This window comes from Tepidimonas thermarum (genome assembly GCF_007556705.1).
GTDB lineage: Bacteria > Pseudomonadota > Gammaproteobacteria > Burkholderiales > Burkholderiaceae_C > Tepidimonas > Tepidimonas thermarum.
This window is the reverse complement of the sequence record NZ_VJOL01000071.1, coordinates 1-7,194: the sequence shown is the minus strand read 5'-3', so window position 1 is coordinate 7,194 and position 7,194 is coordinate 1. Positions and strand designations below refer to the sequence as shown.

6 protein-coding genes are annotated in these 7,194 nt (G+C 71.3%); 4 read left to right on the top strand and 2 right to left on the bottom strand.

What is annotated here, in order from left to right:
- On the top strand, positions 1-1,263 hold a 1,263-nt coding region (locus Tther_RS12295; RefSeq protein ID WP_281280189.1), incomplete at its 5' end, for a transketolase-like TK C-terminal-containing protein.
- A gap of 117 nt (positions 1,264-1,380) precedes the next feature.
- Positions 1,381-2,400 carry a type I glyceraldehyde-3-phosphate dehydrogenase gene (gene gap / locus Tther_RS12290; protein WP_143904294.1) on the top strand — a complete coding sequence of 340 codons (1,020 nt, stop codon included), beginning with the start codon at positions 1,381-1,383 and terminating at the stop codon, positions 2,398-2,400.
- 18 nt (positions 2,401-2,418) lie between these two features.
- On the opposite strand, the gene Tther_RS12285 is transcribed toward gap, so the two are convergent.
- A complete protein-coding gene (locus Tther_RS12285; protein ID WP_143904291.1) occupies positions 2,419-3,165 on the bottom strand; it encodes an SPOR domain-containing protein in 747 nt (248 codons plus the stop codon).
- Positions 3,159-4,001, bottom strand: coding sequence for a biotin--[acetyl-CoA-carboxylase] ligase (locus tag Tther_RS12280; RefSeq protein ID WP_143904289.1), 843 nt, complete (start codon positions 3,999-4,001; stop codon positions 3,159-3,161). Before Tther_RS12280 ends, Tther_RS12285 begins: the two co-directional genes overlap by 7 nt.
- A 148-nt stretch (positions 4,002-4,149) precedes the next feature.
- On the opposite strand from Tther_RS12280, the gene Tther_RS12275 reads away from it, so the two are divergent.
- Positions 4,150-6,849, top strand: a complete 2,700-nt coding sequence (locus Tther_RS12275; protein ID WP_143904287.1) for a DNA topoisomerase III — start codon at positions 4,150-4,152, stop codon at positions 6,847-6,849.
- Positions 6,850-6,870: 21 nt separating this feature from the next.
- A complete protein-coding gene (locus Tther_RS12270; protein WP_143904285.1) occupies positions 6,871-7,080 on the top strand; it encodes a hypothetical protein in 210 nt (69 codons plus the stop codon).
- Positions 7,081-7,194 lie beyond the last annotated feature (114 nt).

Sequence of the window (7,194 nt, the reverse complement as noted above, 5' to 3'; positions counted from 1 at the left end):
GTGGCCGCGACGCGGCAGGCGCTGGATTGGCCGTACCCGCCGTTCGAGATCCCGGCCGAGCTCTACGCCGCCTGGGACGCGCGCGCCCACGGCGCCGCCGCCGAGGCCGCCTGGCAGCGGCGCTTTGCGGCGTACGCCGCCGAGCACCCGGCGCTGGCGGCGGAGTTCGAGCGCCGCATGCGCGGGGAGCTGCCCGCCGACTTCGAGGCGCGTCTGGCGGACCTCATCGCCCAACAGCATGCGCAGGCGCAGACCGTGGCCACGCGCAAGGCCAGCCAGCTCGCGCTGGAGGCGCTGACCGCCGCGCTGCCGGAGCTGCTGGGCGGCTCGGCCGATCTGACCGGCTCCAACCTCACACAGACCGCGGCCACCCCCGCGCTGCGCATGGGTGCCGATGGCCAGCCCGTACGCGACGCACAGGGCCGCCCGGGCCGCCACATCCACTACGGCGTGCGCGAGTTTGGCATGGCCGCGATCATGAACGGCATCGCCCTGCACGGCGGCTACATCCCCTACGGCGGCACCTTCCTGACCTTCAGCGACTACAGCCGCAACGCCATCCGCATGGCCGCGCTCATGAAGCAGCGCGTCATCCACGTCTTCACGCACGACTCCATCGGCCTGGGCGAGGACGGCCCCACGCACCAGCCTGTCGAGCACGCCGCCAGCCTGCGCCTGATCCCCAACCTGGATGTCTGGCGCCCGGCCGATACGGCGGAGACCGCGGTCGCCTGGGGCGAGGCGCTGCGCCAGCGCGAGCGCCCGACGGCGCTGCTGCTGAGCCGCCAAAACCTGCCCTACGCCCCCAAGCCACCCTCGGCACGGGCACCGCAGGCCAGCGGGCTGGAGGCGATCGCGCGCGGCGGCTATGTGCTGGCCGAGCCCGAGGCCGCCGGCTTCAAACCCGGCCAAAAGGCCAAGGCGGTGATCATCGCCACCGGCTCCGAAGTGGCGCTGGCGCTGCAGGCGCAAGCGCGGCTCGCCGCCGAGGGCGTGCCCACGCGCGTCGTGTCCATGCCCAGCACCACCGTGTTCGACCGCCAGCCGCTCGACTACCGGCTGGCCGTGCTGCCGCCGGCGCTGCCGCGCATCGCCGTCGAAGCCGGCTGCAGCGATTTTTGGTGGAAATACGGCTGCGCCGCCGTCGTCGGGCTGGACCGCTTCGGCGAATCGGCCCCCGCCGCGCAGCTGTTCGAGCTGTTTGGCTTTAGCGCCGACAACGTCGCCGCCACCGTGCGCGCGGTGTTGCAGCGCACCGCCTGAGGCACGCCACGGCGCGTGCCCACGCGGTCGCGCCGTCGGCCCCTTGCCCGCGCAGCGGTTACGTACCGGTTTCGTCATCGGCATCGTTCGGATTGACTTCATCCCAGGGGATCACACATGACCATTCGTGTTGGCATCAACGGCTTTGGCCGCATCGGACGACTGGCGCTGCGCGCGGCGCTGCAAGAGGGCTTTGACGACATCGAGATCGTTGGCATCAACGACCCGAAAGCCCCGGACTACCTGGCCTACATGCTGCGCTACGACAGCGTGCACGGGCGCTTTCGCGGCACCGCCACGCACGACGGCGACGCCCTCATCGTCAACGGCCGGCGCATCGCCTTGAGCCACGAGCGCGACGACCCGCAGTTGCGCTGGGGCGAGATGGGCGTGGACGTGGTGCTGGAGTGCACCGGCAAATTCCTCACCGCCGAAAGCTGCGAGGTGCACCTGGAAGCCGGCGCGCGCAAGGTGGTCATCTCGGCACCGTCCAAGGACAACACGCCGATGTTCGTCTATGGCGTCAACCACGACCAGTATGCGGGCGAGGCGGTGATCAGCAACGCCAGCTGCACCACCAACTGCCTGGCGCCCGTGGCCAAGGTGCTGCACGACCGCTGGGGCATCCGGCGCGGCCTCATGACCACCGTGCACGCCACCACGGCCAGCCAGAAAACGGTCGATGGCTCCTCGCGCAAGGACTGGCGCGGTGGGCGCGGCATCCTGGACAACATCATCCCCAGCAGCACCGGCGCGGCCAAGGCGGTGGGCAAGGTCATTCCGGCGCTCAACAAAAAGCTCACCGGCATGTCCTTCCGCGTGCCGACGAGCGACGTGTCGGTGGTCGATCTGACCTGCGAGCTCGAGCGCCCGGCCAGCTACGCCGACATCTGCGCCGAAATGCGCGCCATGAGCGAGCGCCCGGTGGCCGACGGCGGCATGGCCGGCGTGCTGGGCTACACCGAGGACATGGTGGTCTCCACCGACTTCCGCGGCGAGAGCTGCATCAGCGTCTTCGACGCCAAGGCGGGCATGGCGCTGGACGACACCTTCATCAAAGTGGTGGCCTGGTACGACAACGAGTGGGGCTACGCCGCCAAGTGCCTGGAGATGGCGCGCGTGGTCGCGCGCGCCTGACGCCACGCCGCCTGCCCGTCACGGGCAGGCCTGCAGGCCTTTGGCGGCGGCCCCCAGCGCGGCCTGCAGGCGGCTGTATTCGGCCGCCGTCAGGTCGGGCCAGCGCAGGGTCAGCAGCCGCGTCTCGGCGCGCTCCTGCACCACGCGGGCGTCGCGCACCCCCTGCCGCTGCACGTCCTGCAGCGCCTTGCGGGCGGCCTCCTCGGTGGAGTAGGTGCCCAGCGCCAGCCCGGGGCTGAGCGCGGCCACGTTCACCTCGCGCTGGTCGATGCCGGCCTGGCGAAGTTCCGCCCGGCGCCGTTGCAAGGCCTCGGCACTCGGAAATTTGCCCAGGTACACGATCCAGCGCGGCGCCAGCGTGGCCGCGATTTCGGTCACACGGCCCCGCAGCGCGGAATCGGTGTCGGCGCTGCGCCGCAGGGCCTCGGCCTGGGCGGCGGGCAGCGCGCTGAGCTGCCAGCAGCGCCGTGGCTCGGCCGGCAGCGCGGACGGGCCTGCTGCCGCGTCGGCCGGCGCCGACGGCGTGTCGTTCGCTGGCGCCTCGGGCGCTGCCGTGGCCGGCGCCGCAGCCACGTCCGGGGGCGCTGGCGCCGCACCGGGCGGGTTGAGCAGGCGCAGCCGGTGCGGCTCGACCTGCTGCGCCAGGCGCTCGGGCTCGCGCCCCGATGGCGCCGCCCCCAGCCCCGCGTCGCCCAGCCAGCCTTGCCGCCACGCCCACAGCAGCGCATTGGCCAGCAGCAGCACGATGACGAGTCCCCTCAGCATGGCCGCACGCTCACCTCACCCTGGCGCACGGCGCGCCAGCCGCTGGCCGTGCGCAGCCGCAGCGCCCCGTCGGGGTCCACCCCATCGGCGACGCCCTCGCTGCCGTCGCTCAGGCGCACCGGGCGGCCGCGCAGCGCGTCGCGCGCGTCGTACTGGGCCACCAGCGGCGCAAACCCGGCGCGCTCGAACGCCGGCAAGGCCCGCAGCACCGCCGTCCCCAGCGCCGCCAGTGCGTCTCCAAGGTCCCACGGTTGGCGTCCCTGGGCACGCGCCAGCTTGTCCAGGCCGGTGGGCGCCACCGCATCGGGCGGCGCGTCGGCGGGCAGGGCGGGCGTGGCCAGATTGACGCCAAGGCCGATCACACAGTAGCGTGCGCGCTCGGCCGCGGTCCCGGCGCTGGCGGTTTCGATCAGGATGCCGCCGAGCTTGCGGCCCTCCCACCACAGGTCGTTGGGCCACTTCAGCCGCACGGCCGGATCGAGCGCCTGCGCCGCCGCCAGCCCCACCGCCAACGACAGGCCCGACCAGTCGGCGGGCGCCAGCCGGCAGCCGATCGACAGCGCCAGCGACGCGCCCGGCACGGTCACCCACGGCCGCCCCAGCCGCCCGCGGCCCGCGTGCTGTTGCAGCGCGGCCAGCACCACCGGCTCGGTGCGGCCGGCGCGCGCGCGGCGCATCAGCTCGGCGTTGGTGGAGTCGATCGCCGGCACCACCTCCACCGACAGGTCCGGCCAGGCCGGGCCGATCGCCTGCCACAGCGCCTCGGCGCCGGCGTGCAGCCGCGCCAGCGCGGCGCTGGCGTCGGCGCTCGGGGCAGGATCGGGCACGATGGGCATCGGTCGGCGGCGTGACACGCGGGCCCGGCCCGCGCGTGGCAAGTGGCAAAAGTTTGCTAAGGTAGTTGTGTGAGCGCGCGTGCGCGCGCGAGGGAGGGGCGCTGGGCCCGTCCGCGACGCGTTGCAGCGCGCTCGGAGCATTGTAGAGATGAATACCGCTGGTTCCGCCACGGGGCAACCCGCCCCCAAAACCCTGGTCATCGCCGAAAAGCCGTCGGTGGCGCTCGACATCGTGCGCGCGCTCACGCCCGTCAGCGGCAAGTTCGACAAACACGACGAGTACTACGAAAACGAGCGCTACATCGTCACCTCCGCCGTGGGTCACCTGGTCGAGATCGCCGCGCCCGAGGCCTACGACGTCAAGCGCGGCAAATGGAGCTTTGCCCACCTGCCGGTGATCCCACCGCACTTCGAGCTCAAGCCCATCGACAAAACCAAGGCGCGCCTCAACGCCATCGTCAAGCTGGCGCGGCGCAAGGACGTGGGCACGCTGGTCAACGCCTGCGACGCCGGGCGCGAGGGCGAGCTGATCTTTCGCCTCATCGAGCAGTACGCCGGCGGCACCGACAAAGCCGGGCACCCCAAGCCGCTGGGCAAACCCGTGCAGCGCCTGTGGCTGCAGTCGATGACGCCGCAGGCGATCCGCGAAGGCTTCGAGCAGCTGCGCAGCGACGAGCAGATGCGCCCACTGGCCGATGCGGCGCGCAGCCGCTCCGAGGCCGATTGGCTGGTCGGCATCAACGGCACGCGCGCGATGACCGCGTTCAACTCGCGCGATGGGGGCTTTTTCCTGACCACCGTCGGGCGCGTGCAGACGCCCACACTGGCCATCGTGGTGGAGCGCGAGGAGCAAATCCGCGCCTTCCGGCCGCGCGACTACTGGGAAGTGCACGCCACCTTCGCGGCGCAGGCCGGCACCTACCCCGGGCGCTGGTTCGACCCCGCGTTTCGCAAGCCGCAGGGCGACGCCGCCGACCCCGAGCGCAAGCCCGAGCGTCTGTGGTCCGAGGCCGAGGCACGCGCCATCGTCGAGGCCGTGCGCGGCCAGCCGGCGCGGGTGCGCGAAGAGTCCAACCCCACCACGCAGGCCTGCGGGCTGCTCTACGACCTGACCAGCCTGCAGCGCGAGGCCAACGGCCGCTTTGGCTTTTCGGCCAAGACCACGCTGGCCCTGGCGCAAAGCCTGTACGAAAAACACAAGGTCCTGACCTACCCCCGGACCGATTCGCGCGCCCTGCCCGAGGACTACCTGGGCACGGTCCGCCAAACCCTGCAGGTGCTGGCCGACAGCCCGTTGCACCACCTGGCGCCGCACGCCCGCGTCGCGCTCGAGCAAAGCTATGTGCGCCCCACCAAGCGCGTCTTCGACAACGCCAAGGTCAGCGACCACTTTGCCATCATCCCCACGCCGCAGGTCCCGCATGGCCTGAGCGAGGCCGAGCAAAAGCTCTACGACCTGGTGGTGCGCCGCTTCATCGCCGTCTTCTACCCCCCGGCGGAGTTTTGGGTCACCACGCGCATCACCGAGGTGCCCGTGGCCGGCGCCACGCACCACTTCAAAACCGAAGGCAAGGTGCTCGTCAAACCCGGCTGGATGGCCGTCTATGGCAAGGAAGCCGCCGAGGACGTGGACGGCGCGCGCCCCGGCGACAAAGGCCAAAGCCTGGTGCCGGTGCAGCCCGATGAGCGCGTGCTGACGCAGGACGCGCGTGCCGAGGGCAAGCAAACCCGCCCGCCCGCGCGCTACAACGAAGCCACGCTGCTGGCCGCGATGGAAGGCGCGGGCAAGATGGTGGAGGACGAGGAGCTGCGCAGCGCCATGGCCGACAAGGGCCTGGGCACGCCGGCCACGCGCGCGGCCATCATCGAAGGGCTGATCGGCGAAAAATACCTGGTGCGCGAGGGGCGCGAACTCATCCCCACGGCCAAGGCGTTCCAGCTCATGACCCTGCTGCGCGGGCTGGGCGTGGAGGAGCTCTCCCGCCCCGAGCTGACCGGCGAGTGGGAGCACAAGCTCTCGCTCATGGAGCGCGGCCAGCTCAGCCGCGAGGCCTTCATGCGCGACATCGCCGCCATGACCGAGCGCATCGTGCGCAAGGCCAAGGAATACGATCGCGACACCGTGCCGGGCGACTACGCCACCCTGCACACCCCGTGCCCGCAGTGCGGCGGGGTGGTCAAGGAAAACTACCGCCGCTACGCCTGCACGGGGCCCCACGGCGCCGGGCCGGGCTGTGGCTTTTCCCTGCCCAAGGCGCCGGGCGGGCGCGTGTTCGAGCTGGAGGAGGTCGAAACCCTGCTGCGCACGCACCGCATCGGCCCGCTGGAAGGCTTCCGCTCCAAAGCCGGCTGGCCGTTTAGCGCCGAGCTGACCGTGGCGCCCGATGCGGACGGGCAGTGGAAGCTGGAATTCGACTTTGGCGACGACGACCAGGGCGACGACGGCGCACCGGTGGACCTCAGCGACCGCGCATCCCTGGGCCCCTGCCCCAAGTGCGGCAGCCCCGTGGTCGAGCACGGCAGCCACTACGTGTGCAGCCGCGCCGTGCCCACGCCGCAGCAGCCCACGCCGACGTGCGACTTCAAGAGCGCCACCACCATCCTGCAGCAGCCCATCGCGCCCGAACAAATGGCCAAGCTGCTGGCCAGCGGCAAAACCGACTGGCTGGAGGGCTTCGTGTCCAACCGCACGCGCCGCCCCTTCAAGGCGCAGCTGGTGTGGGACGCCGAAGCCGGCAAGGTCAACTTCGCGTTCGAGCCGCGCGAGGGCGCCCGCGCCGGCGCGCGCCGCACCCCTGCGCGCGCGTCCGCTCGCCCCGCGACGCGCCGCACCACCCCCAAACGCTAACCCCAAGAGACAACCGCCACGATGGCGGTCAACGAACAAGACCTCACGCAAACCGAGACGCTGCCCCCGCGCGAAGCCGTTGAACAGCTTGGCGTGGCGCTCACTGAAGCGTTGCACCAAGGCTACGGAATCAACGACGGCGGTGGCGGCACGATCACAATCTCACTCCATGGGTACATCGACATCGATGCTTACGACAACATGGAATATGATGAAGAAGGGAAACACTGATTTATTCCCCTCCCGCCCCCTGCGCGGGAAGCCTGAGCGCCGCAGGATGTGGAACAATCCCTGGTACGGCTTGGGGGCAGTAGCAGCGATGATGCAGACCAGCTTTTCCGACTA

Coding starts and splice junctions, on each gene's coding strand:
- gap (WP_143904294.1), top strand. CDS start 1,381: ATGACCATTCGTGTTGGCATCAACGGCTTTGGCCGCATCGGACGACTG.
- Tther_RS12285 (WP_143904291.1), bottom strand. CDS start 3,165: ATGCTGAGGGGACTCGTCATCGTGCTGCTGCTGGCCAATGCGCTGCTG.
- Tther_RS12280 (WP_143904289.1), bottom strand. CDS start 4,001: ATGCCCATCGTGCCCGATCCTGCCCCGAGCGCCGACGCCAGCGCCGCG.
- Tther_RS12275 (WP_143904287.1), top strand. CDS start 4,150: ATGAATACCGCTGGTTCCGCCACGGGGCAACCCGCCCCCAAAACCCTG.
- Tther_RS12270 (WP_143904285.1), top strand. CDS start 6,871: ATGGCGGTCAACGAACAAGACCTCACGCAAACCGAGACGCTGCCCCCG.